This is a genomic window from Paenibacillus xylanexedens (assembly GCF_007676705.1).
Classification (GTDB): Bacteria; Bacillota; Bacilli; order Paenibacillales; family Paenibacillaceae; genus Paenibacillus; species Paenibacillus xylanexedens_C.
In genome coordinates this window covers 1-349 of the sequence record NZ_VEBF01000078.1, presented here as the reverse complement: position 1 = coordinate 349, position 349 = coordinate 1, and the positions used below count along the sequence as shown (strand labels likewise).

Below are 349 nucleotides of genomic sequence, written 5' to 3'. Positions count from 1 at the left end.
CACGTGTGCAGGTTGCTTTGTTGTGAAATGATAGGATGGGGGATGATGATTTTGAAAAAAAGGGGTTGGGTGGTGGGGTTAAGGTTATTGGGGGGTATGAGGGTTGAAGCTTGTGAGGGATATGGGAAGAGTAGGATGAGGGATATTGAGGAGGAGATTGAGGAAGTGGAGAAGAAGGGAGGTAGTGGGAAGGAGGAGGAGAAAAAAGGGGGTTCGAAGAAAAAGGAAGGTGAGGATTAGAAGAAGAAAAGGAATGGTTATGTGAAGGTTGTGATGGAAGAGATGAATGTGGTTAGTGATGAAGTGGGGAGGGTACGGTTGGAGATGGAGAAGAGGGAGGAAGATGTGG

At 47.0% G+C, this 349-nt stretch carries 1 protein-coding gene; it reads left to right on the top strand.

Annotation, left to right across the window (positions count from 1 at the left end):
• On the top strand, positions 1–240 hold a 240-nt coding region (locus tag FS628_RS30230; protein WP_222125316.1), incomplete at its 5' end, for a hypothetical protein.
• Between the last annotated feature and the right edge of the window lie 109 nt (positions 241–349).